Source organism: Klebsiella sp. HN106, from assembly GCF_051209435.1.
GTDB lineage: Bacteria > Pseudomonadota > Gammaproteobacteria > Enterobacterales > Enterobacteriaceae > Klebsiella > Klebsiella oxytoca.
The window spans coordinates 75,291-100,747 of record NZ_JBLURD010000004.1; the positions used below are offsets into that span (position 1 = coordinate 75,291).

Sequence of the window (25,457 nt, forward strand, 5' to 3'; positions counted from 1 at the left end):
GGGTTAGAAGGATGAAACCATTTCGTTTGGCGGCGCTGTCTCTGGCGCTACTTACCGCGCTATCGATAACCGGCTGCGACGACAGCGGCAAACCGCAGGCGGCCGCGCCGGCGGCATCCGCAGCGGCGGATAACGCGCCCGCGAAGCCGGACAGCGCCCAGCTGGCGGCGCTGGCTGAGAAAAGCAAAGGCAAAGCGTTAACGCTGCTGGATGCCTCTGAAGTTCAGCTCGACGGCGCGGCGACGCTGGTGCTGACTTTTTCTATTCCTCTACAGCCGGATCAGGATTTCTCCCGCAGCGTGCATCTGGTCGACAAAAAAAGCGGCAAAGTTGACGGGGCATGGGAGCTGGCGCCCAACCTTAAAGAGCTGCGTCTTCGCCATCTTGAGCCAAAACGCGAGCTGATCGTTTCGGTGGATCCCACCCTGGCGGCGCTGAATAAAGCGACTTTTGACAGCAGCTTTGAAAAAACCATTACCACCCGCGACATCGCCCCGAGCATCGGCTTTGCCAGCCGCGGCTCGCTGCTGCCGGGGAAAGTCGTGGCCGGACTGCCGGTGATGGCGCTGAATGTCGATAACATCGACGTCAATTTTTTCCGGATTAAACCTGAATCACTTTCGGCCTTCGTCAGCCAATGGGAATACCGGAATTCCTTGAGCAACTGGGAGTCGGACGAGCTGCTGAAGATGGCCGATCTGGTCTACACCGGCCGTTTTGACCTCAACCCCGCGCGCAATACGCGCGAAAAACTGCTGTTGCCGCTGGCGGATATCAAGCCACTGCAGGAGCCGGGCGTCTATATCGCGGTGATGAATCAGGCGGGCCGCTACAGCTATAGCAACGCTGCGACGCTGTTCACCCTCAGCGATATTGGCGTATCCGCGCACCGTTATCACCATCGGCTGGATGTCTTTACCCAGAGTCTGGAAAACGGCGCGGCGCAGTCCGGTATCGATGTGCAGCTGCTGAACGCCAAAGGGCAAACCCTGGCGCAGGCGAAGAGCGACGCTCAGGGGCACGTGACGTTGCAAACGGATAAAGACGCGGCGCTGCTGCTGGCGCGTAAGGACGGGCAAACCACTCTGCTGGATCTTAAACTTCCGGCGCTGGATCTGGCTGAGTTTTCTATTGCCGGCGCGCCGGGCTTTAGCAAGCAGCTGTTTATGTTTGGTCCGCGCGATCTCTACCGCCCGGGCGAAACGGTGATCCTCAACGCGTTACTGCGCGATAGCGACGGCAGGCCGCTTCCCGAACAGCCGGTAAAGCTGGAAGTGGTGCAGCCGGATGGCCAGGTAATCCGCTCGACGGTCAGCAAACCGATCAATGGTCTGTATCAATTTACTTATCCGCTCGATAGCGGCGCGGCGACCGGGATGTGGCATATTCGCGCCAGTACCGGCGATAACCAGCCGCGCGAGTGGGATTTTCACGTTGAAGATTTTATGCCTGAGCGCATGGCGCTGAATCTCACGCCGCAAAATGCCCCCGTTTCGCCGGCTGCGGATGTCAGCTTTGCCGTAAGCGGGGCGTATTTGTACGGCGCGCCGGCCAGCGGCAACTCGCTGCAGGGTAAACTGTTCCTGCGTCCGCTGCGCGACGCGGTACCTGCGCTGCCGGGCTTCCAGTTTGGCGACATTGCCGAGGAGAATCTTTCCCGCAGCCTGGATGAAGTGCAGACCACCCTGGATGACCAGGGACATGCGGAAGTCACCGCCGCCAGCCAGTGGCAGGAGAGCCGCTCGCCGCTGCAGGTGATCCTGCAGGCCAGCCTGCTGGAGTCCGGCGGCAGACCGGTTACGCGCACCGTCAGGCAGCCGATCTGGCCGGCCGAAACGCTGCCTGGCATCCGTCCGGAATTCGCCCTGAAAGAGGTTTATGACTATCGTACCGACAGCACGATCAAGCAGCCGGTAGTGGATGAAAACAGCAACGCCGCATTTGAAATTGTCTACGCCGATGCCAAAGGCGAAAAGAAAGCGGTCTCCGGGCTGCAGGTGCGATTAATTCGCGAACGTCGCGACTACTACTGGAACTGGTCCGAGAGCGAAGGCTGGCAGTCACAGTTCGATCAAAAAGATCTTCAGGAAGGTGAGGAATCGCTCGATCTCTCTGCCGGGCAAACGGCGAAAGTAAGTTTCCCGGTCGAGTGGGGCGCCTATCGCCTGGAAGTCAAAGGGCCGGATGATGTCATCAGCAGCGTACGCTTCTGGGCAGGGTACAGCTGGCAGGATAACAGCGAAGGCCAGGGGGCGGCGCGTCCGGACCGCGTTACCATGAAGCTGGATAAACCGGCCTATAAACCCGGCGATACGATCAAGCTGCATATTGCCGCTCCGGCTGCCGGTAAAGGCTACGCGCTGGTGGAATCAAGCGAAGGGCCGCTGTGGTGGCAGGAGATTGACGTCCCGGCGGAAGGGATGGAATTATCTATCCCGGTGGATAAAGCCTGGAATCGTCACGACCTGTACCTCAGCACCCTGGTGATTCGCCCGGGGGATAAATCCCAGTCCGCAACGCCAAAACGGGCCGTGGGGCTGCTGCACCTGCCGCTTGGCGATGATAACCGTCGCCTGAATCTGGCGCTGGAAGCACCGGATAAAATGCGTCCTGACCAGCCGTTGAAAGTGAAGATTAAGGCCAGCCTCAAAGAAGGCGAGACGCCGAAACAGGTTAACGTTCTGCTCTCTGCCGTCGATAGCGGCGTACTCAATATTACCGACTACGCCACGCCGGATCCCTGGAACGCGTTCTTTGGCCAGAAACGCTACGGCGCCGATATTTACGATATCTATGGTCAGGTCATTGAAGGACAGGGGAGGCTCGCCAGCCTGCGCTTCGGCGGCGACGGCGATGAACTGAAACGCGGCGGTAAGCCGCCGGTTAATCACGTGACGATTATCGCCCAGCAGGCACAGCCGGTTGTGCTGGATGAGAAAGGCGAAGGGACGGTGACCCTGCCAATCGGCGACTTTAACGGCGAACTGCGGATCATGGCGCAGGCGTGGACGGCTGATGATTTCGGCAGCAGCGAAGAAAAAACGATCGTGGCGGCGCCGGTGATTGCGGAGCTGAATATGCCGCGTTTCCTCGCCAGCGGAGATACCACTCGCCTGGCGCTGGATCTCAGCAACCTGACCGATAAGCCGCAGACTCTCAACGTTGCGCTGGCAGCCAGCGGTCTGCTGCAGCTTGCAGGGGGAGAAATACCGCCGGTGCATCTGGCGCCCGGCGCGCGCAGCACCCTGTTTGTGCCCGTTCGCGCCCTACAAGGCTTTGGCGATGGTGAGGTAAATGCCACCATCAGCGGCCTGAACCTGCCGGGTGAAACTTTCACGCCAATGCAGAAGCAGTGGAAGCTGGGCGTGCGTCCCGCCTTCCCGGCGCAAACCGTGAATTCCGGCGCTGTCCTCCAGCCGGGGGAAAGCTGGCAGGCTCCGGCGGCGCAAAGCGAGGGTTTCTCGCCGGCCACGTTGCAGGGGCAGTTGGTGTTTAGCGGCAAGCCGCCGCTGAACCTGGCGCGCTATATTCGCGACCTGAAGGCCTATCCTTACGGCTGCCTGGAGCAGACCACCAGCGGGCTATTCCCGTCGCTCTATACCAACGCCGCCCAGCTTAAAGCCCTGGGGATCGGCGGCGATAGCGATGAAAAACGACGCGCGGCGGTGGATATCGGCATTTCTCGCCTGCTGCAGATGCAGCGCGATGACGGCGGTTTCGCCCTGTGGGACAGAGAGGGGCCGGAAGAGTACTGGCTAACCGCCTACACGATGGACTTCCTCGTCCGGGCGGGCGAGCAGGGCTATAGCGTACCAACCAATGCCGTCAATAACGGCAACCAGCGCCTGCTGCGTTATTTACAGGAGCCGGGGCTGATCGCCGTCCGCTACAGCGATGATGCCCAGGCCAGCCGTTTTGCCGCTCAGGCCTACGCCGCGCTGGTGCTGGCACGGCAGCAGAAAGCGCCGCTCGGCGCGCTGCGCGAAATCTGGAGCCGTCACGACCAGGCGCGTTCCGGTCTGCCGCTACTGCAGCTGGGCGTGGCCCTGAAATTGATGGGCGATGCGCCGCGCGGCGACGAAGCCCTGAAGCTGGCGCTGAGCACGTCGCGGCAGGAGGCGAACCGCTGGCTCGGCGATTACGGCAGCGAGCTGCGCGACGATGCGCTGAAGCTGGCGCTGCTGGAGGAGAACAAACTGCTGCCGGAAGCGCAAAATACGCTGCTCAGCCATCTGGCGGAAGAAGCCTACGGCCAGCGCTGGCTCTCGACGCAGGAGAGTAATGCCCTGTTCCTGGCCGGACGTACGTTGCAGGATCTTCCCGGCAGCTGGCAGGCACAAACCTCCGTGCAGGCCGAACCGCTCTCCGGCGAGAAAGCGCAAACCCGTAACCTGACCGGCGATCAGCTGGCGGCCTTGCAGGTGACCAATACCGGTCAGCAGCCGCTGTGGCTCCGTCTCGACAGCAGCGGCTATCCGCAGAACGCGCCGCAGCCGGGGGGCAACGTGCTGGGCATTGAACGGCAAATTTTCGATACCCAGGGTCAGCAGAAATCGCTCTCTTCGCTGCGCAGCGGCGAACTGGTGCTGGTGAAGCTGGAGGTGACGGCTAAGCGTAACGTCCCGGACGCGCTGGTAGTGGATTTACTCCCGGCGGGGCTGGAGCTGGAAAACCAGAATCTGGCCAACAGCAGCGCCAGTCTGCAGGAGAACGGCGAGGTGGTGCAAAATCTGCTTAACCAGATGCAGCAGGCCGATATCCAGCACATTGAGTTTCGCGACGATCGCTTTGTGGCCGCGGTAGCTATCAATGAAGGCCAGCCGGTGACGCTGGTTTATCTGGCGCGCGCGGTGACGCCGGGCACCTATCAGGTACCGCAGCCGCAGGTTGAGTCGATGTACGTGCCGCAGTGGCGGGCAACTGGCGCAGCCAGCGGACCGCTAACCGTTGCGCCATAAATGCGGGTGCTGAGGCGTATCAAACGCCGCTGGCGCTGGCTGGCGGCGTTTATTTTTTTGCTGTGGCTATTGCTGCTGGCGGCCGACCGGCTGTGGCCGCTGCCGCTGCGTGAGGTTACCCCTGCCAGAGTAGTGGTGGCGGAAGACGGGACGCCGCTGTGGCGCTTTGCCGATGCGCAGGGCGTCTGGCGCTATCCGGTAACGCTGGCTGATGTTTCGCCGCGCTATTTGCAGGCGCTGATCCACTATGAAGATCGCTGGTTCTGGGAGCATCCCGGCGTTAACCCGTTTGCGATCGCTCGCGCCGCCTGGCAGGATCTCACTTCCGGGAGAGTGATCTCCGGAGGGAGCACCCTGACCATGCAGGTGGCGCGCCTGCTCGATCCTCATCCCCGCACCTTCGGCGGCAAGCTGCGTCAGCTATGGCGGGCGCTGCAGCTGGAGTGGCATCTGTCAAAAAGCGAGATCCTCACGCTCTATCTCAATCGGGCGCCGTTCGGCGGCACGCTGCAGGGGATTGGCGCGGCCAGCTGGGCTTATCTCGGTAAACCGCCCGCACAGCTAAGCTACGGCGAAGCGGCGCTGCTGGCCGTTCTGCCGCAGGCGCCAAGCAGGCTGCGCCCGGACCGCTGGCCGGAACGAGCGCAGGCGGCGCGCGATAAAGTGCTGCTGAGAATGGAAAATCAGGGCGTGTGGCCGCCGCAGCCGGTGCGAGAAGCTATCGAAGAGCCCGTCTGGCTGTTTCCGCGGCAGATGCCGCAGCTGGCGCCGCTTTTCTCCCGCCGCGCGCTGGCGAGCAGCCGGTCTGAGAAGGTAGTAACGACGCTGGATGCCGGGCTGCAGCGGCAGCTGGAGGATCTGGCGCTGAACTGGAAATCGCGCCTGCCGCCGCGCAGCTCTTTAGCGATGGTGGTGGTCGACCATACCAATATGAAGGTGCGCGGCTGGGTAGGATCGGCGGATATCAGTGATGATAGCCGCTTTGGCCACATTGATATGGTATCGGCGATCCGCTCCCCGGGTTCGGTACTGAAACCGTTTGTCTACGGCATGGCGCTGGATGAGGGGCTGATCCATCCGGCTTCGCTATTACAGGATGTCCCGCGCCGGTTTAGCGACTACCGGCCGGGCAACTTTGACAGCGGTTTTCACGGGCCGGTAAGCGCCAGCGAAGCGCTGGTTCGCTCGTTGAACCTTCCGGCTGTGCAGGTGCTGGAGGCCTACGGGCCGAAGCGTTTTGCCGCCAGGCTGCGCAATGCCGGATTGCCGCTGATGCTGCCCGCCGGCGCGGAGCCGAATCTATCGCTGATCCTCGGCGGCGCCGGCGCGCGTCTGGCGGATATCGTGGCGGCGTACAGCGCGTTCGCCCGTCACGGTAAGGCGGGGCAACTGCGCATCACTCCTGATTCACCGCTGGTTGAACGACCGCTGCTGTCGCCGGGGGCCGCCTGGATTGTGCGGCGCATTCTGGCCGGCGAAGCGCAGCCGGTTCCCGATGCGTCGCTGGTACAGGTGGTGCCGCTGGCGTGGAAAACCGGAACCAGCTACGGCTATCGCGATGCCTGGGCAATCGGCGTGAACGCCCGCTATCTGATAGGTATCTGGACCGGAAGACCTGACGGCACGCCGGTTGTCGGACAGTTTGGCTTCGCCAGCGCGGTGCCGCTGCTGAATCAGGTCAATAATATGCTGCTGGCGCGGCCGGCAATGAGCCACGGCGGATTGCCGAGCGACCCGCGTCCCTCATCGGTCAGCGCCGGGACGGTTTGCTGGCCCGGCGGGCAGTATTTACCTGCGGGGGATGCGAACTGCCGCCGACGGCTGGCCACCTGGCTACTTGATGAGAGTCAGCCGCCGACCTTGCTGCTCCCTGGACAGGAAGGTATGCGAGGGATCCGCTTTCCGGTCTGGCTGAACGAAAAAGGACAGCGGGTGGCGGCAGATTGCCCTGGCGCGGTAGAGAAAAGTTTCGACGTCTGGCCGCTGCCGCTCGAACCCTGGCTACCCGCAGGCGAACGACGTCGGGTCAGGCTGCCTGCAGTTTCGGCGGCGTGTCCGCCGGTCCAAAGCGCTGATGCCGCACCGCTGGTGCTCTCGGGCATACGCGAGGGCGCAGTCGTTAAACGACTGCCCGGCGAGCAGAGGGTGATGCTGTCGCTGCAAACGACCGGAGGGGAAGGGCGCCGCTGGTGGTTTCTTAACGGTGAGCCTATGCCGGCTGAAGGCTCCAGCGCGACCCTTAACATCGATCGCCCTGACCGTTATCAACTGGTGGTGATGGATGAGGCGGGGCAAATTGTTGCCGCGAACTTCACGGTGCAATAAACAGAACTTGCCTTAATGGGCTGGATTTGTTGTTTAAGGTCGCTTTTTTTTAAAAAAATGTTACCTAAATACATAGGCAATCGCCTTAGATGATGATTATAATTCGCGCCGTATTTATCGGTCTCATCTGCTCATCTGCAAAACAGAACAACATATATAAAGAGGTTATCATGGCTATTGAACGTACTTTTTCCATCATCAAACCAAACGCGGTGGCAAAAAACGTTATTGGCGGCATCTTTTCTCGCTTTGAAGCTGCAGGGTTCAAAATCGTTGGCACTAAAATGCTGCATCTGACCGTTGAGCAGGCTCGCGGCTTCTATGCTGAGCACGAAGGTCGCCCGTTCTTTGACGGTCTGGTTGAGTTCATGACTTCCGGTCCGATCGTCGTTTCCGTGCTGGAAGGCGAAAATGCGGTTCAGCGTCATCGTGACCTGCTGGGCGCAACCAACCCGGCGAACGCGCTGGCGGGTACGCTGCGCGCAGACTACGCTGACAGCTTCACCGAGAACGGCACCCACGGTTCCGATTCCGTTGAATCCGCTGCGCGCGAAATCGCGTTTTTCTTTGCTGAAGGCGAGGTTTGCCCGCGCACCCGCTAATCTCCCGCGTCTTTCACGCCACCGCTTTGTTGGCTTCATTCGCGCACCCCGGTCACATCGTTATCTATGCTCCCGGGGATTTGCGAACTCGCCGCCTCGCCGTGACGTAAAATACTTTGGAGATACCATCCTCGTCGCCTTTTCGACCGTCGCGGTGTTGGCTGCGCGCGTTCACCCCGGTCACGAGGAGCTGCCTGGCAGTTACAGATTTTTTCATCATTGCTGCGTGCAGACGTAGTATTGATGGGCCAGAATTTGTAGAATACAGCGCCCCGGCTGAGCAGTCGCTCCCGGGGCGTTTCTTTTTAACCCTCCAGGGGCCATAACGTGTAATAACGAGGCCGGAATCAATTATGTCTGAACAAATAGTCACACCTGATAGCGCCGCACTGACGGTGCCGAACAAAGATGCCAAAATCAACCTGCTGGATCTGAATCGTCAGCAGATGCGCGAGTTTTTCAAAAACATGGGCGAAAAGCCTTTCCGCGCCGATCAGGTGATGAAATGGATGTATCACTACTGCTGCGATAACTTTGACGAGATGACCGACATCAACAAAGTTCTGCGCGGCAAATTAAAGGAAGTCGCGGAAATCCGTGCCCCGGAAGTCGTGGAAGAACAGCGCTCCAGCGACGGCACCATCAAATGGGCGATTGCCGTTGGCGATCAGCGCGTCGAAACCGTGTATATCCCGGAAGACGATCGCGCCACCCTGTGCGTTTCTTCTCAGGTGGGCTGTGCGCTGGAGTGTAAATTCTGCTCCACGGCGCAGCAGGGCTTTAACCGCAACCTGCGGGTTTCGGAAATTATCGGCCAGGTCTGGCGCGCGGCGAAAATCGTCGGTGCGGTGAAGACCACCGGCGTGCGTCCGATTACCAACGTGGTAATGATGGGCATGGGCGAGCCGCTGCTGAACCTGACCAACGTGGTTCCGGCTATGGAAATCATGCTCGACGACTTCGGCTTTGGGCTCTCAAAACGTCGCGTCACGCTCTCCACTTCCGGCGTGGTGCCTGCGCTTGATAAGCTTGGCGATATGATTGACGTCGCGCTGGCTATCTCTCTGCACGCGCCGAACGATACCATTCGTGACGAAATCGTGCCGATCAACAAGAAATATAATATCGAGACCTTCCTGAACTCGGTACGTGGTTATATTTCGAAGTCCAATGCCAACCAGGGCCGCGTGACGATCGAATACGTCATGCTGGATCACGTCAACGACGGTACCGAGCATGCCCACGAGCTGGCGGCGCTGTTAAAAGATACGCCGTGCAAGATCAACCTCATCCCGTGGAACCCCTTCCCGGGAGCGCCGTATGGCCGCAGCTCTAACAGTCGCATCGACCGTTTCTCCAAGGTATTGATGGAGTATGGTTTCACCACTATCGTGCGTAAAACTCGCGGTGACGATATCGACGCAGCCTGCGGCCAGCTGGCCGGCGACGTTATCGACCGAACCAAACGTACGCTGCGTAAACGTATGCAGGGCGAAGCGATCGACGTGAAGGCAGTCTGATAAATGATGCAGCGCACAGCCTGGGCGGTGCGCTGCATATTTATGTTGTATAGCCGGGCGAAATACGCTGTTCTGGTTAATAATTACGGTGCGTTTTTGTCGACTTTGAGGCAGTATGTAGCGGTACAACAACCGCTTAGCATTCAATATTGATAAGTCTCTGTGATAGTACGTCATACGGACTTATACTGTTTGTCTGACGTTGAGCAGATGTCTCGCGGCGCGGGGTCACCGGCGCTGAATTTTAAATTTCACGTACCAGTAGTTGTAGCGAATGAATACTGAAGCCACTCAAGACCATCAAGAAGCAAACACTACGGGCGCGCGTTTGCGTAACGCCCGCGAACAACTCGGGCTCAGCCAGCAAGCGGTGGCTGAGCGCTTATGCCTGAAGGTTTCCACGGTTCGTGATATTGAAGACGATAAGGCACCCGCCGATCTGGCTTCAACCTTCCTGCGCGGCTATATCCGCTCTTATGCCCGCCTCGTGCACATCCCTGAAGAAGAACTGCTGCCGATGATGGCGAAGCAGGCTCCCATTCGTGCGGCAAAAGTGGCGCCAATGCAGAGCTTCTCGCTGGGTAAACGTCGCAAAAAACGCGACGGCTGGCTAATGAGTTTTACCTGGCTGGTGCTGTTCGTGGTGATTGGCCTCAGCGGCGCGTGGTGGTGGCAGGACCACAAAGCGCAGCAGGACGAGATCTCCACCATGGCCGATCAGTCCTCCGCCGAGCTGAACGCTGGCGATAACAACAGCCAAAGCATTCCTCTGGACAATGGTTCGGCGAATTCTTCCGCCGATACCGCTGCTAACAGCGCGCCGGCAGAGACCTCTTCTGCGCCAGCAACCTCGGCTCCGGCTGCGACTGCGGCCCCGGTCGATAACAACGCCGTTGTTGCGCCTTCTCAGGCGAACGTTGACACGGCGGCTACCCCAGCGCCCGCCAGTCCAACATCGCCGCTACCGACCGACCAGGCAAACGTGACCGCTGCGCCGGCCTCGGCTCAGGATCTGGTGCTGAATTTCACCGCCGACTGCTGGCTGGAAGTGAGCGATGCGACGGGTAAAAAGCTGTTCAGCGGGTTGCAGCGTAAAGGCGGTAATCTCAATCTGAGCGGCCAGGCACCTTATAAACTGAAAATCGGTGCACCGGCGGCGGTACAGATACAGTATCTGGGTAAACCAGTCGATTTGAGTCGTTTTATCAGAACTAACCAGGTTGCACGTCTGACCCTTAATGCCGAACAATCACCGGCGCAGTAACAGACGGGTAACGCGGGAGATTTTTCATGCATAACCAGGCTCCGATTCAACGTAGAAAATCAAAGCGAATTTACGTTGGGAATGTGCCGATTGGCGATGGCGCCCCCATCGCCGTACAGTCGATGACAAACACGCGCACCACCGATGTGGCGGCGACGGTAAATCAAATTAAAGCCCTTGAGCGCGTTGGCGCGGATATCGTTCGTGTTTCGGTGCCAACGATGGACGCGGCAGAAGCCTTTAAGCTTATCAAACAGCAGGTGAGCGTACCGCTGGTTGCCGATATCCACTTCGATTACCGCATTGCGCTGAAGGTAGCGGAATACGGCGTTGATTGTCTGCGTATTAACCCGGGCAATATCGGTAACGAAGAGCGTATCCGCATGGTGGTGGACTGCGCTCGCGATAAAAATATTCCCATCCGTATCGGGGTAAACGCCGGTTCTCTGGAAAAAGATCTCCAGGAGAAATACGGTGAACCGACTCCGCAGGCGCTGCTGGAATCGGCAATGCGCCATGTCGATCATCTCGATCGTCTCAATTTCGATCAGTTTAAAGTCAGCGTAAAAGCTTCCGATGTGTTCCTCGCGGTCGAATCCTATCGTCTGCTGGCGAAACAGATCGACCAGCCTCTGCATCTCGGGATTACCGAAGCGGGCGGCGCGCGCAGCGGCGCGGTGAAGTCCGCGATCGGCCTCGGACTGCTGCTGTCTGAAGGGATCGGCGATACCTTGCGCGTTTCTCTGGCAGCGGATCCGGTTGAAGAGATCAAAGTTGGCTTCGATATTCTCAAGTCGCTGCGCATTCGCTCTCGCGGGATCAACTTCATTGCCTGCCCGACATGTTCACGTCAGGAGTTTGACGTTATCGGTACCGTTAACGCCCTGGAGCAGCGCCTGGAAGACATCATTACGCCGATGGACATTTCGATCATTGGCTGCGTGGTGAATGGCCCAGGCGAGGCGCTGGTGTCGACGCTCGGCGTGACCGGCGGCAACAAGAAAAGCGGCCTGTACGAAGACGGCGTCCGTAAAGACCGACTGGATAACGACGATATGATCGATCAGCTGGAAGCGCGTATTCGCGCTAAAGCATCGATGCTGGATGAGGCGCGTCGTATCGATATTCAGCAGGTTGAAGCGAAATAACGTGTTGGGAAGCGATACGCTTCCCGTGTATGATTGAACCTGCGGGCGCGAGGCGCCGGGGTTCATTTTTGTATATATAAAGAGAATAAACGTGGCAAAGAACATTCAAGCCATTCGCGGCATGAACGATTATCTGCCGGGCGAAACCGCTCTCTGGCAGCGCATTGAAGGCTCACTGAAGCAAGTGCTTGGTAGCTACGGTTACAGCGAAATCCGTATGCCGATTGTAGAGCAGACCCCGTTATTCAAACGCGCTATCGGCGAAGTGACCGACGTGGTTGAAAAAGAGATGTATACCTTTGAGGACCGTAACGGCGATAGCCTGACCCTGCGTCCGGAAGGTACGGCGGGTTGCGTACGCGCCGGCATCGAACATGGTCTCCTGTACAATCAAGAACAGCGCCTGTGGTATATCGGGCCAATGTTCCGCCACGAGCGTCCGCAAAAAGGCCGCTATCGTCAGTTCCACCAGATTGGTGCGGAAGCGTTCGGTCTGCAGGGGCCGGATATCGATGCCGAGCTGATCATGCTGACCGCCCGCTGGTGGCGTGAACTGGGGATCTCCAGCCACGTTGCCCTTGAGCTGAACTCTATCGGTTCGCTGGAAGCTCGCGCCAGCTATCGCGACGCGCTGGTGGCTTATCTTGAGCAGTATAAGGATAAGCTCGATGAAGACTGCAAACGCCGCATGTACACCAACCCGCTGCGCGTGCTGGATTCTAAAAACCCGGAAGTTCAGGCGCTGCTGAACGATGCGCCGACGCTGGGTGATTATCTTGACGAAGAGTCCAAAGCGCACTTCGCCGGGCTTTGCGCGCTGCTGGACGATGCCGGTATTCGCTATACCGTGAATCAGCGTCTGGTGCGCGGTCTCGACTATTACAACCGCACCGTGTTTGAGTGGGTTACCACCAGCCTCGGCTCACAGGGAACCGTCTGTGCCGGTGGGCGTTATGACGGTCTGGTTGAGCAGCTTGGCGGTCGCGCAACGCCTGGCGTCGGCTTTGCGATGGGGCTGGAACGTCTTGTTTTACTGGTTCAGGCAGTGAATCCGGAATTTAAAGCCGATCCTGTTGTCGATATATACCTGGTAGCCTCCGGAACTGACACCCAGTCCGCAGCAATGCGTCTGGCTGAACAGGTACGCGATGCGTTACCCGGCGTTAAGCTGATGACCAACCACGGCGGCGGCAACTTTAAGAAGCAGTTTGCTCGCGCTGATAAATGGGGCGCTCGCGTTGCGCTGGTGCTGGGCGAAGCAGAAATCGCTGACGGAAACGTGGTAGTGAAAGATTTACGCTCAGGTGAGCAAACTACCGTAACGCAGGATAGCGTTGCCGCGCATTTGCGCACACTTCTGGGTTAATTTCCCGGGAAACATTAGTCAGGAGAAGGACTGCGTGGAACTTTACAATAACGAAAACGATCAGGTCGACGCGCTGAAGCGCTTCTTTGCTGAAAATGGCAAAGCGCTGGCCGTTGGGGTGATTTTGGGCGTTGGCGCGCTGGTTGGCTGGCGCTACTGGACCTCCCATCAGTTGGATACCGCCAGAGGCTCGTCTCTGGCTTATGAAAATGCGATTTCCGCGCTTAAAGCGGATAAACCAGAGGCGCTGAACGCGGCGCAGAAATTTGCCGCCGACAGCAAAAACACCTATGGTGCGTTTGCTTCTCTTGAGCTGGCGCAGCAGTTTGTTGAGAAAAACGATCTGCAGAACGCTGAAAAGCAGCTTCAGCAGGGGCTTGCCGCTGCTTCTGATGATAACCTGAAATCGGTTATCAATATGCGTCTTGCTCGCGTACAGCTACAGCTTAAGCAGCCTGATGCCGCGCTGAAAACCCTGGATGCCGTGAAAGGCGAAGGCTGGACCGCGATTGTCGCCGACCTGCGCGGCGAGATCCTGCTGAGCAAAGGCGATAAGCAAGGGGCGAAAGCGGCCTGGGAAGCGGGCGCGAAAAGCGATGCTTCGCCGGCGCTCAGCGAAATGATGCGTATGAAAATAAATAATTTGTCCATCTGAGAGGGACTCGATGCAATTGCGTAAATTACTTTTGCCAGGGCTGCTTTCCGTTACCTTATTGAGCGGTTGTTCGCTGTTTAACAGCGAAGAAGATGTGGTGAAAATGTCGCCACTGCCGACGGTGGAAAACCAGTTTACGCCGTCCACGTCCTGGAGCACCTCCGTTGGCGGCGGTATTGGCGAATTCTACTCTAACCTGCACCCGGCTTTTGCTGATGGCGTTGTGTATGCCGCCGATCGTAAAGGCACCGTTAAAGCCCTGAATTCAGGCGACGGCAAAGAGGTGTGGTCGGTTAACCTGGCCGAGAAAGACGGCTGGTTCTCCCGCGCGCCTGCGCTGCTCTCCGGCGGCGTGACCGTCTCGGGTGGCCATGTGTATATCGGTAGCGAAAAAGCGAAAGTTTACGCGCTGAATACCAGCGACGGCACCGTCGCATGGGAAGCAAGCGTAGCGGGTGAAGCGATTTCCCGTCCGGTCGTCAGTGACGGTATGGTGTTGATTCACACCACTAACGGTCAGCTGCAGGCGCTGAACGAAGCTGACGGCGCGGTGAAATGGACCGTTAACCTGGATATGCCAGCGCTCTCTCTGCGCGGCGAATCCGCTCCGGCTACCGCATACGGCGCAGCGATTGTGGGCGGCGATAACGGTCGCGTCAGCGCGGTGCTGATGCAGCAGGGGCAGATGATTTGGCAGCAACGTATCTCTACCGCCACCGGTCCGACGGAAATCGACCGTCTTAACGACGTCGATACGACGCCGGTTATCGTGAACGGTGTGATTTATGCGCTGGCCTATAACGGCAACCTGACGGCTTTGGATCTGCGCAGCGGCCAGATTATGTGGAAACGCGAGCTGGGTTCAGTGAACGATTTCATCGTCGACGGCAACCGTATTTACCTGGTTGATCAAAACGACCGTCTGCTGGCGCTCACCACCGACGGCGGCGTGACGCTGTGGACGCAAAGCGATCTGCTGCACCGTCTGCTGACGGCGCCTGTGCTGTATAATGGCAACCTGGTTGTTGGCGATAGCGAAGGCTATATGCACTGGGTCAACCCGGAAGATGGTCACTTTGTGGCTCAGCAGAAGGTAGACAGCTCAGGCTTCCTGACCGATCCGGTTGTTGCTGACGGCAAACTGCTGATTCAGGCGAAAGACGGTACGCTGTACGCGATTACGCGTTAACAACAGCGGTAGTCTATTTTTGAGAAACGGCCCCTGGCAGACAGGGGCCGTTTTGGCTTTTTTAAAAACGCCGTGAAAATGGCGTTGTATCGATTTTAGTATGAGGCATTTAACATGATACCTGTGGTCGCGCTTGTCGGGCGCCCTAACGTTGGAAAATCCACGCTTTTTAACCGCTTAACGCGCACTCGCGATGCGTTGGTCGCGGATTTCCCGGGGCTGACTCGTGACCGTAAGTACGGTCGTGCTGAAGTGGAAGGCCGCGAATTTATCTGTATCGATACCGGCGGGATCGACGGTACCGAAGATGGCGTAGAAACGCGGATGGCGGAACAGTCGCTGCTGGCGATTGAAGAAGCGGACGTGGTGCTGTTTATGGTCGATGCGCGGGCGGGCCTGATGCCGGCGGACTCGGCAATCGCTAAACATCTGCGCTCCCGCGAAAAGCCGACCTTCCTGGTGGCAAACAAAACTGACGGCATCGATGCCGATCAGGCGATCGCCGATTTTTGGTCGCTGGGGTTAGGCGAGATTTATCCTATCGCCGCTTCACACGGTCGCGGCGTCACCAGTCTGCTGGAGCACGTCCTGCTGCCGTGGGTTGATGAGGTGAACCCGCCGGAAGAAGTGGACGAAGACGCGGCATACTGGGCACAGTTTGAAGCCGAGCAGAACGGCGAAGCAGTTGAAGAGCCGGAAGAAGATTTTAACCCACAGGATCTGCCGATTAAGCTGGCGATAGTGGGTCGCCCGAACGTGGGTAAGTCAACGCTCACCAACCGTATCCTGGGCGAAGACCGCGTAGTGGTCTACGACATGCCCGGAACGACCCGCGACAGCATCTACATCCCGATGCAGCGCGACGAGCGTGAATATGTGCTGATTGACACCGCCGGCGTGCGCAAACGCGGTAAGATCACCGATGTCGTCGAGAAATTCTCGGTGATTAAAACCCTGCAGGCGATCGAAGACGCCAACGTGGTGCTGCTGGTGATTGATGCGCGGGAGGGGATTTCCGATCAGGATCTCTCTCTGCTGGGCTTTATCCTCAACAGCGGTCGCTCGCTGGTGATTGTCGTTAACAAATGGGACGGCCTGAGCCAAGAAGTTAAAGAGCAGGTGAAAGAGACTCTGGACTACCGTCTGGGCTTTATCGACTTTGCCCGCGTGCACTTTATCTCCGCGCTGCACGGTAGCGGCGTAGGCAACCTGTTTGAATCCGTGCGCGAAGCGTACGACAGCGCAACCCGTCGCGTGGGTACCGCTATGCTGACCCGCATCATGACCATGGCTGCCGAAGACCATCAGCCGCCGCTGGTGCGCGGTCGTCGCGTGAAGCTGAAATATGCCCACGCCGGGGGGTATAACCCGCCGATCGTGGTTATTCACGGTAATCAGGTTAAAGATCTGCCGGATTCGTATAAGCGCTACCTGATGAACTACTTCCGTAAATCACTGGAAGTGATGGGCACGCCAATTCGCATTCAGTTCAAGGAAGGGGAAAACCCGTTTGCCAACAAACGTAATACTCTGACGCCTAATCAGATGCGTAAGCGTAAGCGCTTGATTAAACACATCAAGAAAAGCAAATAAGCTATCCGTCAGCATTAAAAATAGAAAGCCCGCATCCGTCGGGCTTTTTTATTATCGGCCACCGATCATGCGCAGAATAATAAACTCGCTTGAGGCTGCGTTATAAATGTGAGAAAAACCAGGGAGGATAAATATTTTTGTGACAATGAGGTCAGAATGAAAAGCTTCTTAACTCTCCTGATGCTGTTTCTTTTTCCCATAGCCTGTACCGCTGAATCACAACCTGTTGAACCGCGCGTTAAGCCTGCTTATCCAGCGAAAGCCGCAAAAAAAGGGATACCGGGTCAGGTTAAAGCGCAATTTGACGTTGACGAGAATGGGCGGGTGACTAACATTCAGTTATTAAGCTCCGATCCCTCCGGAATGTTTGATAATGAAGTCAGGGCCGCAATGGGAAAATGGCGATACGTTAAAGGGAAGCCTTCCAGCAATAACATCATTACCATTCATTTCACGCCGGGGCCGTGTTCCGTTGAGGTGCCAGCGCCAAATCAGCCCGGCAGTATTCGAAGCGGTGGCGTCCCTTTTCGCTAAGATGAATGCACGTGAAATAACGAAGGGACAATCGAAATAAACGCCGGGAACAGGGATATGAAAAAAACAATCGTGATGTTCGCTTTGGTCATATTAACCAGCAGCTGTACGCCGTTTCATCCTGCTGACTGTCATAAAACCTCAGCGCTTGGGAGCTGTAGCTCTGGACGATTCAGCGATGATGATGAATATGGCAGGCAGGCGAGATCGATAAAAGAGTCTATTGATTCCCGATTATCCAATCGCTACGGCTGGACGGGGAAAAAATGCACGATCCATGTGAGTTTCAGCTATGAGGGGAAACTGAATAGCATCACAACGAGTGAAGGTAATAAAAAATATTGCGCTGCGCTGATTGATGCCGCTAAACGGGCCACCTTCCCGCCGTTCACCGATAAGCAGGTGTACGACGCTTTTGCTCAGTCCCGGTTCAGTATGCAGGGTGAGTAAAATAAACGCGGCGATCCGCTCGGGAGCGAATAGTCTGCTGGAGTTCAGTGGCTGGCAGCAGCCACAGATTGTGCAACCGTGATAAAATAAAGCCACATACCCGTCGTCAGGAGTCACCATGGAATTTGATTGCCCCGTGTGCCATGCGCAGCTTGCTGTGCAGGGCAATAGCGCCCACTGCGCGCATTGCGCGAAAGAGTATGTTGTTGAAGCCCGCTGCCCGGACTGCCACAAGCCGCTGGAAGTATTAAAAGCCTGCGGCGCGGTAGATTATTTTTGTCAGAATGGCCACGGGCTGATTTCAAAAAAACGCGTCGAGTTTGTGCCGGTTTAATTTTTATCGCTGACGCAGCTTTCACCGTCGCGCCAGAGTTCAACCAGTGATTCTGGCGCACGCTCCTCCGGGATGAGAATAATCAGGCTGTGGTAGTGCTGCTCGCTGACGATCTGAATGCGAAAAAAACGCTGATCGCCGCTGCCCGGCGAGTCGGGCTGCCCCGGCGGCTTGCCCAGCGGTAGCGATTGTTGAAGAATTGAAGCGATCCGCTGCTTCTGTTGCTCGTTGAGCTTCGCAACCACAATCTTACGCATTCCACTGAGCGCCGGGATCCAGGCGACGCCCCCCTCGCGAGCCAGCTCAATAATCGCATCATCGCTAAGATCGGCAAGATTCATAGCACCACTCCGACGCGCCCCCAGGCTTGAGTGATGGCATCAGCGATCTCTTTGCCAAAACGTTTTTCGCCATGGCGAACCGTGAGCCTGGCAAAGGTTGAAAAATCAGCGTCTTTTGCCAGAGAGTTATCACACACTGCGTCATACCAGGCGTGGCCCGCTTTTTGCCACGCAAAACCGCCGATCTCGCGGGCGGCGAGATAAAAGGCGTGATTAGGAATGCCGGAATTGATATGTACGCCGCCGTTATCCTGCTGGGTATGCACAAAATCTTTCATGTGAGCGGGCTGCGGATCTTTGCCAAGGATGGGGTCATCGTAAGCGGAGCCGGGCTGAGACATCGAGCGCAGACCTTTGCCGTGAATGCCTTTCGCGAGCAGTCCCTCACCTATTAGCCAGTCCGCCTTGTCCGCCGTTTGCTGGCGCTGATATTGTTTGACCAGCGAGCCAAAGACGTCCGAGAGTGATTCGTTAAGCGCGCCGGATTGTTCGAAGTAGATAAGACCGGCTTCGCTCTCCGTCACGCCATGGCTTAGCTCGTGCGCGACGACGTCAATGGCGATAGTAAAGCGATTAAAAATCTCGCCATCACCGTCGCCAAATACCATTTGCTGGCCGTTCCAGAACGCATTTTGATATTCGTGGCCATAGTGGACGCTGCCGGTGAGCTTTAGCCCGCGGTTATCCAGAGAATCGCGCTGGTAGCTCTTCCAGAAAAACTCATGGGTGATGCCGAGATAGTCATAGGCTTCATCAACGGCCACATCACCGTTGGAGGGCTGCCCCTCAAAACGGACCTGCGTTCCCGGTAGTTCCTGGGTTTGCCCGGCATCGTAAATGTCGCGCTCAAGCTGGCCCGGCGTGGTGACATGGGGAGCCGCGGGGCGTCCGGGAACATGCGCCATCAGGGACTGAACATGGCTGAGGGTATTCTGCGCGCAGCGCTGCTGCTGAAGCGAGCCATGGTCGACAATGCGGCGTAAAATATAGGGCGGAATCACATAACGAGGATAAGCAACAGGCATATCACGCTCCTTAGCCGGATAGAACCGTTTAAAAAGGGCATGAGAGCAGTATAGTTATCCCCGGTTGAAAAGGCAGAATAATCAGGCTTTTTTACGGGAGCGCGTTTTCTTCGCCGGCGTGATGTTTTTCACTTCGCTCTCCACCCAGCCATCGTTCAGGCGGGTAGTGAGAAGGTCTCCCTCGCGTACCTGTTTGGTCTGCTTCAGCACTTTGCCGTCGCTGGCGGAAGTCACGCTATAGCCGCGGGCGAGCGTCGCCAGCGGGCTGACGGCCTCCAGATGCGTGACCATATTGCCGAAGCGCTCGCGCTGCTCGCCGAGGCGGCTGCGGATATTTTCCGCCAGGCGATATTCCAGCTGTTGAATACGGCTCTGGGCACGGTGAATACGCGGCTGCGGATTTTGCTGATTCAGACGCTGCGTAGCGCGCTGCTGGCGCTGATCGGCGCGCTTCATCTGCGTCTCAAGAGCGAAACGCATGCGCTGACGCAACCTTTCCAGCTCCGTTTGCTGGCGAGCAAGGCGCAGCTGAGGATGCTGCTGCTGCAGGCGGTGAAATATCTGGGTAAAGCGACGATGGCGGTTGGCAAGGAAGTAGTCCATCGCCATCTCAAGACGCTGCTGTCCTGACTGGAGCTGGCGCAGCAGCTCCAGCTGGTTACGGCTGACCATTTCTGCCGCCGCGGAAGGCGTTGGCGCGCGCAGGTCGGCGACGAAATCGGCAATAGTGACGTCAGTTTCATGGCCCACGGCGCTGACGATGGCAATCGGACTGCTAAATATCGCCCGCGCCACCCGCTCGTCGTTAAAACTCCATAAATCTTCCAGCGAACCGCCGCCGCGTCCGACGATAAGTACGTCGCATTCGCGGCGCGCGTTGGCCAGTTCAATTGCGCGAACAATCTGCCCCGGTGCGTCTTCACCCTGAACGGCGGTCGGATAAATAATCACCGGCAGGGAAGGGTCGCGACGCTTGAGCACCTGTAAAATATCATGCAGCGCGGCGCCGGTTTTAGAGGTAATGACGCCTATGCAGTGCGCAGGGGAGGGAAGCGCTTTTTTATGCTGCTGATCGAACAAGCCTTCCGCCGCCAGGGCGGCCTTCAGCTGTTCATACTTCTGCTGAAGCAGTCCTTCGCCCGCAGGCTGCATGCTCTCCACAATAATCTGATAATCGCCGCGCGGCTCGTAAAGGGTAATGTTGGCGCGAACCAGCACCTGCTGCCCGTGCTGCGGACGGAAGGTCACCCGGCGATTGCTGTTGCGAAACATTGCGCAGCGCACCTGGGCGTTATCGTCTTTTAAGGTAAAGTACCAGTGACCGGAAGAGGGCTGGCTGAAATTGGAAATCTCGCCGCTGATCCATACCTGGCCCATTTCACGTTCCAGCAGCAGCCGGACCGACTGATTGAGGCGGCTAACCGTGTAAATTGAGGGGGATTGAGATGGCAACATGTGAGCAAGATCAAATTCTAAATCAGCAGGTTATTCAGTCGATAGTAACCTGCTGAGAGGGGATCGCAAGTATTATTTGCAAAAAAGGGTAGATGCAATCGGTTACGCTCTGTATAATGCCACGGCAATATTTATCCACCCTGGTCGAGATATTGCCCATGCTACGTATCGCTAAAGAAGCTCTGACGTTTGACGACGTCCTCCTCGTTCCCGCTCATTCAACCGTTCTGCCAAACACCGCCGATCTCAGCACCCAGCTGACGAAAACCATTCGCCTGAATATTCCTATGCTCTCCGCAGCAATGGATACCGTGACGGAAGCGCGTCTGGCAATTGCCCTGGCACAGGAAGGCGGCATCGGTTTTATTCATAAAAACATGTCTATCGAGCGTCAGGCGGAAGAAGTTAAGCGCGTGAAGAAGCATGAGTCCGGCGTGGTTACCGACCCGCAGACCGTTCTGCCGACTACGACTCTGCGCGAAGTTAAAGAGCTGACTGAACGCAACGGTTTTGCTGGCTATCCGGTTGTGACCGAAGACAATGAGCTGGTCGGCATCATTACCGGCCGCGATGTGCGTTTCGTCACCGACCTGAACCAGCCGGTTAGCGTATATATGACGCCGAAAGAGCGTCTGGTTACCGTTCGCGAAGGTGAAAGCCGCGAAGTGGTCTTTGCTAAAATGCATGAAAAACGCGTTGAGAAAGCCCTGGTTGTGGATGACAGCTTCCATCTTCTCGGCATGATCACCGTTAAAGATTTCCAGAAAGCGGAACGTAAACCGAACGCCTGTAAAGATGAGCAGGGTCGCCTGCGCGTTGGCGCAGCGGTTGGCGCGGGCGCGGGTAACGAAGAGCGTGTTGATGCGCTGGTTGCCGCGGGCGTCGATATTCTGCTGATCGACTCTTCTCACGGTCACTCTGAGGGCGTATTGCAGCGTATTCGCGATACCCGCGCAAAATATCCTGACCTGCAAATCATCGGCGGCAACGTGGCGACCGGCGCGGGCGCACGTGCGCTGGCGGAAGCCGGCTGCAGCGCGGTGAAAGTGGGTATCGGTCCTGGCTCCATCTGTACGACGCGTATCGTGACCGGCGTGGGCGTTCCGCAGATCACCGCCGTTTCTGACGCGGTTGAAGCGCTGGAAGGCACCGGTATTCCGGTTATCGCTGACGGCGGTATTCGTTTCTCCGGCGATATCGCGAAAGCGATTGCCGCAGGCGCAGCCGCCGTCATGGTCGGTTCGATGCTGGCGGGTACCGAAGAGTCTCCGGGCGAAATCGAACTCTACCAGGGGCGTTCTTACAAATCTTACCGCGGTATGGGTTCCCTTGGCGCGATGTCTAAAGGCTCCTCCGATCGCTACTTCCAGACCGATAACGCCGCCGACAAACTGGTACCGGAAGGTATCGAAGGTCGCGTCGCCTATAAAGGCCGTCTGAAAGAGATTATTCACCAGCAGATGGGCGGACTGCGCTCCTGTATGGGCCTGACCGGTTGTGGTACCATCGACACCCTGCGGACCAAAGCGGAATTCGTGCGCATCAGCGGCGCGGGTATCCAGGAGAGTCACGTTCACGACGTGACCATTACCAAGGAATCCCCGAACTACCGCATGGGCTCCTGATTTTCATCGCCCGGCCACGCGCCGGGCGATTTATTTAACCTGTATCACTTGCCTCGGAATTATCGTCAATGACGGATAACATTCATAAACATCGTATTCTTATCCTGGACTTCGGTTCTCAATACACCCAGCTGGTTGCGCGTCGCGTTCGTGAATTAGGTGTCTACTGTGAACTGTGGGCATGGGACGTGACTGAAGCTCAAATTCGTGAGTTCAATCCTAACGGCATCATTCTTTCCGGCGGCCCGGAAAGCACTACCGAAGATAACAGCCCGCGCGCCCCGCAGTATGTCTTCGAAGCTGGCGTGCCGGTCTTTGGTATCTGCTACGGTATGCAGACCATGGCGATGCAGCTGGGCGGCCACGTTGAAGCCTCTAATGAGCGTGAATTTGGCTACGCGCAGGTTGAAGTTCAGACCGATAGCGCGCTGATCCACGGCATTGAAGATGCGCTGAGCGCGGACGGCAACGCTATGCTGGACGTCTGGATGAGCCACGGCGACAAAGTCACCGCCATCCCGTCTGACTTCGTTACCGTTGCCAGCACCGAAACCTGCCCGTTCGCCATTATGGCCAACGAAGAGAAGCGCTTCTACGGCGTGCAGTTCCACCCGGAAGTGACCCACACCCGTCAGGGCCTGCGCATGCTGGAGCGTTTTGTACGCGAGATTTGCCAGTGTGAAGCGCTGTGGACCCCGGCCAAAATTATCGACGACGCCATCGAACGTATTCGTCAGCAAGTGGGCGACGATAAAGTCATTCTCGGCCTCTCCGGCGGCGTGGACTCGTCTGTTACCGCAATGCTGCTGCATCGCGCTATCGGCAAAAACCTGACCTGCGTCTTCGTGGATAACGGTCTGCTGCGTCTTAATGAAGCTCAGCAGGTTATGGATATGTTCGGCGATCGTTTCGGTCTGAACATCGTTCACGTCGAAGGCGAGGCGCGTTTCCTGGCTGCGCTGGCGGGCGAAAACGATCCGGAAGCGAAGCGTAAAATCATCGGCCGCGTGTTTGTTGAAGTGTTTGACGAAGAAGCGCTGAAGCTGGAAGACGTGAAATGGCTGGCGCAGGGGACTATCTACCCTGACGTGATCGAGTCCGCGGCATCCGCAACCGGCAAAGCGCACGTCATCAAATCTCACCACAACGTGGGCGGCCTGCCGAAAGAGATGAAGATGGGCCTCGTTGAACCGCTGCGTGAGCTGTTCAAAGATGAAGTGCGTAAGATTGGCCTCGAGCTGGGCCTGCCGTACGACATGCTGTATCGTCACCCGTTCCCGGGCCCGGGTCTCGGCGTGCGCGTGCTGGGCGAAGTGAAGAAAGAGTACTGTGACCTGCTGCGTCGCGCGGATGCCATCTTCATTGAAGAGCTGCACAAAGCTGACCTGTACAACAAAGTGAGTCAGGCGTTCACCGTATTCCTGCCGGTGCGTTCCGTCGGCGTAATGGGCGATGGCCGTAAGTACGACTGGGTGGTCTCCCTGCGCGCAGTTGAAACCATCGACTTTATGACCGCACACTGGGCGCACCTGCCGTACGATTTCCTCGGCCGCGTGTCCAACCGCATCATCAATGAAGTCAACGGTATCTCCCGCGTGGTGTATGACATCAGCGGTAAGCCGCCGGCTACCATTGAGTGGGAATAAAATTTATTCTTTGCGGTAATTGAATAAAAATAATGCCATTAATGATTGACGTCATTAATGGCATTTTTCATGTTAATATCAAAGGATTACGGAATTACCTGAGGCGATGAATACCGATACGCCGGGCTTCTACTGTTATCCCCGTTCTTCAATCGCCGCTGGCGTATTCTCCTGCTGACACCATGCAATGGCCATCGCCAAAGCTGTCACCATCACAGCCAGCACGGCGGAAACGGCTAAGCTTCCCCTCAACCCGAAATGATGATTTAGCCATGCGTAGGCAAACGGCGATATGGCGGCCAGCAGTTGCGCGGGAATCAACAGAATGCCGGTTAGCCGGGCATAATCCTCGGCGGCAAAGAGCTGCAGCGGTAAAGTGGCCTTAAACACGGTGGTCAGGCCGTTGATCGCGCCGTAACCCAGTACAAATCCGCCGGCCGCCCACGACAGAAAAGCGCTGCTCAGTCCAAGCGCAAAGCAGAGCGGCATCAGCGAGGTCGTCAATATCGTTAGCCGCAGCGGCGTGAGCGCGGAGCCGGATACCACTTCGAGAAAACGCGCGCCGGTTTGTCCAATTCCCCATAGCATTCCCACCGCGACAGGGAGCCCAACGCTGGCGATGAACTCGGGAAGATGCGTTGACGTGCCGTTGGATACAAAGGTAACCAGCGCAATCAACGACGCGTACAGCAGGGCCGGACGTCTATCATGCTTTGACTGCTGCTGGTTTTTTTTCACCCTTACCGGCAACGGTAATTTGGTATTCGGCATTTTCCACAACAGCAGAGCGCTAAGCAGGCCAAACAGGGCGTAGACCAGCAGCGCGTGCCGCCAGTCCATCCGCGTCAGCAGCCAGGCGCCAAGCGGCCAGAACAGGGCCGAGGCTAATCCTCCGGCCAGCGTCACGCGCGATATGGTCAACCTGGCACGCTGCCCGTAAAGATTCACCAGCGCCGCGAACAGCGCGTCGTACAGCGCCAGCCGCATACCGATGCCGGTCAGAAGCCAGGCGGCGAACCAGCCCGTCAGGCTATGGACGTAAGCCATCAGCAGACACCCCGCTGAAATCGCCAGCGTACCGGTAATAACTATTCGCTGGCCGCCAAAGCGGGCCAGAAGCCGGGCGATAAACGGAGAAAGCGTCGCCATCATGAGCATGGCGAGGGTCATTCCGAAATAGATTTCCGTGGCGGTCCAGCCGGTCTCCTGAGCGATAGCCCTGGCAAAAGTGCCGGGCATATAAAACGAGATTCCCCAGTTAATCAGCTGATTGCACCCGGCGGCCAGCGTGATAAAGCCCGGCGCGGAGTGCGAGTTCGCAGGTGTATTCATGACTTTCCATTCAGTTACGCTGTTGTCGGCAGCATACCTTGCGCGCTATTGTGCAGGCAGGCCGGTCCGTTTATGACCCTTATAAGAGAAACTTT

At 57.4% G+C, this 25,457-nt stretch carries 19 protein-coding genes; 15 read left to right on the plus strand and 4 right to left on the minus strand.

Annotated features, from left to right (window positions below):
- The first annotated feature begins 11 nt into the window (after positions 1-11).
- The 13 genes from ACSIPU_RS13020 (at position 12) to ACSIPU_RS13080 (ending at position 17,938) form a co-directional block, all read left to right on the plus strand.
- Positions 12-4,958 carry an alpha-2-macroglobulin family protein gene (locus tag ACSIPU_RS13020; RefSeq protein ID WP_142472094.1) on the plus strand — a complete coding sequence of 1,649 codons (4,947 nt, stop codon included), beginning with the start codon at positions 12-14 and terminating at the stop codon, positions 4,956-4,958.
- Positions 4,959-7,283 carry a peptidoglycan glycosyltransferase PbpC gene (pbpC, locus tag ACSIPU_RS13025; protein WP_142472095.1) on the plus strand — a complete coding sequence of 775 codons (2,325 nt, stop codon included), beginning with the start codon at positions 4,959-4,961 and terminating at the stop codon, positions 7,281-7,283.
- Between the two features lie 170 nt (positions 7,284-7,453).
- Positions 7,454-7,885 (plus strand): nucleoside-diphosphate kinase, encoded by a 432-nt coding sequence (gene ndk / locus ACSIPU_RS13030; RefSeq protein WP_004114414.1) that lies wholly within the window; start codon positions 7,454-7,456, stop codon positions 7,883-7,885.
- 353 nt (positions 7,886-8,238) lie between these two features.
- Complete coding sequence (locus ACSIPU_RS13035; protein ID WP_004104488.1) at positions 8,239-9,405, plus strand: bifunctional tRNA (adenosine(37)-C2)-methyltransferase TrmG/ribosomal RNA large subunit methyltransferase RlmN; 1,167 nt, start codon at positions 8,239-8,241, stop codon at positions 9,403-9,405.
- A gap of 274 nt (positions 9,406-9,679) precedes the next feature.
- Positions 9,680-10,669: a cytoskeleton protein RodZ gene (gene rodZ, locus ACSIPU_RS13040; RefSeq protein WP_004114411.1), complete on the plus strand. Its 990-nt coding sequence runs from the start codon at positions 9,680-9,682 to the stop codon at positions 10,667-10,669.
- A 26-nt stretch (positions 10,670-10,695) separates the two neighbouring features.
- Positions 10,696-11,817 carry a flavodoxin-dependent (E)-4-hydroxy-3-methylbut-2-enyl-diphosphate synthase gene (ispG, locus tag ACSIPU_RS13045; protein WP_004104485.1) on the plus strand — a complete coding sequence of 374 codons (1,122 nt, stop codon included), beginning with the start codon at positions 10,696-10,698 and terminating at the stop codon, positions 11,815-11,817.
- Between the two features lie 91 nt (positions 11,818-11,908).
- Entirely contained in the window at positions 11,909-13,183 is a 1,275-nt protein-coding gene (gene hisS / locus ACSIPU_RS13050; RefSeq protein ID WP_004104483.1) for a histidine--tRNA ligase, read from the plus strand.
- A 34-nt stretch (positions 13,184-13,217) separates the two neighbouring features.
- Complete coding sequence (locus tag ACSIPU_RS13055; RefSeq protein ID WP_004104480.1) at positions 13,218-13,838, plus strand: YfgM family protein; 621 nt, start codon at positions 13,218-13,220, stop codon at positions 13,836-13,838.
- A gap of 10 nt (positions 13,839-13,848) precedes the next feature.
- Positions 13,849-15,027 carry an outer membrane protein assembly factor BamB gene (gene bamB, locus ACSIPU_RS13060; RefSeq protein WP_004104478.1) on the plus strand — a complete coding sequence of 393 codons (1,179 nt, stop codon included), beginning with the start codon at positions 13,849-13,851 and terminating at the stop codon, positions 15,025-15,027.
- 114 nt (positions 15,028-15,141) lie between these two features.
- The gene (der, locus tag ACSIPU_RS13065; protein ID WP_004104476.1) at positions 15,142-16,620 is read left to right on the plus strand and encodes a ribosome biogenesis GTPase Der; all 1,479 of its coding nucleotides are present in this window, start codon (positions 15,142-15,144) and stop codon (positions 16,618-16,620) included.
- A 156-nt stretch (positions 16,621-16,776) separates the two neighbouring features.
- The gene (locus ACSIPU_RS13070) at positions 16,777-17,154 is read left to right on the plus strand and encodes a TonB family protein (protein WP_023321425.1); all 378 of its coding nucleotides are present in this window, start codon (positions 16,777-16,779) and stop codon (positions 17,152-17,154) included.
- 57 nt (positions 17,155-17,211) lie between these two features.
- Positions 17,212-17,604, plus strand: a complete 393-nt coding sequence (locus ACSIPU_RS13075; protein WP_004104474.1) for a cell envelope integrity TolA C-terminal domain-containing protein — start codon at positions 17,212-17,214, stop codon at positions 17,602-17,604.
- Positions 17,605-17,722: 118 nt separating this feature from the next.
- Positions 17,723-17,938, plus strand: a complete 216-nt coding sequence (locus ACSIPU_RS13080) for a zinc ribbon domain-containing protein (RefSeq protein WP_004104473.1) — start codon at positions 17,723-17,725, stop codon at positions 17,936-17,938.
- On the opposite strand, the gene ACSIPU_RS13085 is transcribed toward ACSIPU_RS13080, so the two are convergent.
- The 3 genes from ACSIPU_RS13085 to xseA all read right to left on the minus strand — a co-directional run bounded on the left by ACSIPU_RS13085 (position 17,935) and on the right by xseA (position 20,759).
- On the minus strand, positions 17,935-18,279 hold the full coding sequence (locus ACSIPU_RS13085; protein WP_004104472.1) for a protealysin inhibitor emfourin: 345 nt from the start codon (positions 18,277-18,279) through the stop codon (positions 17,935-17,937). The two genes, ACSIPU_RS13080 and ACSIPU_RS13085, sit on opposite strands and share 4 nt — an antisense overlap.
- Positions 18,276-19,304 carry a M4 family metallopeptidase gene (locus ACSIPU_RS13090; RefSeq protein WP_004114405.1) on the minus strand — a complete coding sequence of 343 codons (1,029 nt, stop codon included), beginning with the start codon at positions 19,302-19,304 and terminating at the stop codon, positions 18,276-18,278. Before ACSIPU_RS13090 ends, ACSIPU_RS13085 begins: the two co-directional genes overlap by 4 nt.
- A gap of 81 nt (positions 19,305-19,385) precedes the next feature.
- Positions 19,386-20,759, minus strand: coding sequence for an exodeoxyribonuclease VII large subunit (gene xseA, locus ACSIPU_RS13095; RefSeq protein WP_160886130.1), 1,374 nt, complete (start codon positions 20,757-20,759; stop codon positions 19,386-19,388).
- 158 nt (positions 20,760-20,917) lie between these two features.
- Between xseA and guaB the strand changes: the two genes are divergently transcribed.
- Both guaB and guaA read left to right on the plus strand, forming a co-directional pair.
- A complete protein-coding gene (guaB, locus tag ACSIPU_RS13100; protein ID WP_014230355.1) occupies positions 20,918-22,384 on the plus strand; it encodes an IMP dehydrogenase in 1,467 nt (488 codons plus the stop codon).
- A 68-nt stretch (positions 22,385-22,452) separates the two neighbouring features.
- A complete protein-coding gene (gene guaA, locus ACSIPU_RS13105) occupies positions 22,453-24,030 on the plus strand; it encodes a glutamine-hydrolyzing GMP synthase (RefSeq protein WP_004104468.1) in 1,578 nt (525 codons plus the stop codon).
- Positions 24,031-24,165: 135 nt separating this feature from the next.
- Here guaA and ACSIPU_RS13110 read toward each other — a convergent pair whose 3' ends face one another.
- Positions 24,166-25,362 (minus strand): MFS transporter, encoded by a 1,197-nt coding sequence (locus ACSIPU_RS13110; protein WP_196557868.1) that lies wholly within the window; start codon positions 25,360-25,362, stop codon positions 24,166-24,168.
- Between the last annotated feature and the right edge of the window lie 95 nt (positions 25,363-25,457).

Coding starts and splice junctions, on each gene's coding strand:
- ACSIPU_RS13110 (WP_196557868.1), bottom strand. CDS start 25,362: ATGAATACACCTGCGAACTCGCACTCCGCGCCGGGCTTTATCACGCTG.
- pbpC (WP_142472095.1), top strand. CDS start 4,959: ATGCGGGTGCTGAGGCGTATCAAACGCCGCTGGCGCTGGCTGGCGGCG.
- ACSIPU_RS13090 (WP_004114405.1), bottom strand. CDS start 19,304: ATGCCTGTTGCTTATCCTCGTTATGTGATTCCGCCCTATATTTTACGC.
- ACSIPU_RS13070 (WP_023321425.1), top strand. CDS start 16,777: ATGAAAAGCTTCTTAACTCTCCTGATGCTGTTTCTTTTTCCCATAGCC.
- der (WP_004104476.1), top strand. CDS start 15,142: ATGATACCTGTGGTCGCGCTTGTCGGGCGCCCTAACGTTGGAAAATCC.
- ACSIPU_RS13020 (WP_142472094.1), top strand. CDS start 12: ATGAAACCATTTCGTTTGGCGGCGCTGTCTCTGGCGCTACTTACCGCG.
- guaA (WP_004104468.1), top strand. CDS start 22,453: ATGACGGATAACATTCATAAACATCGTATTCTTATCCTGGACTTCGGT.
- ndk (WP_004114414.1), top strand. CDS start 7,454: ATGGCTATTGAACGTACTTTTTCCATCATCAAACCAAACGCGGTGGCA.
- guaB (WP_014230355.1), top strand. CDS start 20,918: ATGCTACGTATCGCTAAAGAAGCTCTGACGTTTGACGACGTCCTCCTC.
- ispG (WP_004104485.1), top strand. CDS start 10,696: ATGCATAACCAGGCTCCGATTCAACGTAGAAAATCAAAGCGAATTTAC.
- ACSIPU_RS13075 (WP_004104474.1), top strand. CDS start 17,212: ATGAAAAAAACAATCGTGATGTTCGCTTTGGTCATATTAACCAGCAGC.
- bamB (WP_004104478.1), top strand. CDS start 13,849: ATGCAATTGCGTAAATTACTTTTGCCAGGGCTGCTTTCCGTTACCTTA.
- ACSIPU_RS13035 (WP_004104488.1), top strand. CDS start 8,239: ATGTCTGAACAAATAGTCACACCTGATAGCGCCGCACTGACGGTGCCG.
- ACSIPU_RS13085 (WP_004104472.1), bottom strand. CDS start 18,279: ATGAATCTTGCCGATCTTAGCGATGATGCGATTATTGAGCTGGCTCGC.
- rodZ (WP_004114411.1), top strand. CDS start 9,680: ATGAATACTGAAGCCACTCAAGACCATCAAGAAGCAAACACTACGGGC.
- xseA (WP_160886130.1), bottom strand. CDS start 20,759: ATGTTGCCATCTCAATCCCCCTCAATTTACACGGTTAGCCGCCTCAAT.
- ACSIPU_RS13080 (WP_004104473.1), top strand. CDS start 17,723: ATGGAATTTGATTGCCCCGTGTGCCATGCGCAGCTTGCTGTGCAGGGC.